Origin of the sequence: Microbacterium sp. GbtcB4 (genome assembly GCF_019091465.1) — a bacterium.
In the GTDB taxonomy this organism is placed as follows: Bacteria; Actinomycetota; Actinomycetes; order Actinomycetales; family Microbacteriaceae; genus Microbacterium; species Microbacterium paraoxydans.
Genome location: NZ_JAGXJJ010000709.1, coordinates 1 through 231, shown reverse-complemented (window position 1 = coordinate 231; position 231 = coordinate 1). Strand labels below are relative to the sequence as shown.

1 protein-coding gene is annotated in these 231 nt (G+C 68.4%); it reads left to right on the top strand.

The window, feature by feature from the left end:
• A partial coding sequence (locus KVS71_RS19350) for a class I tRNA ligase family protein (protein WP_217585336.1) occupies positions 1-231 on the top strand: 231 nt, incomplete at both ends.

The following is a 231-nucleotide window of genomic DNA, read 5'->3' as shown; positions in this document are numbered from 1 at the left end:
CGCGAACAACGAGCAGATCACCTGGGTGCCGGAGAACGTGAAGGAGGGGCAGTTCGGCAAGTGGCTCGTGGGCGCCCGCGACTGGACGATCAGCCGCAACCGCTACTGGGGCTCGCCCATCCCGATCTGGAAGAGCGACGACCCGGAGTACCCACGCGACGACGCCTACGGCTCGCTGGAGGAGCTGGAGCGCGACTTCGGCACGCTGCCGCGGAATCCCGAGGGCGAGGT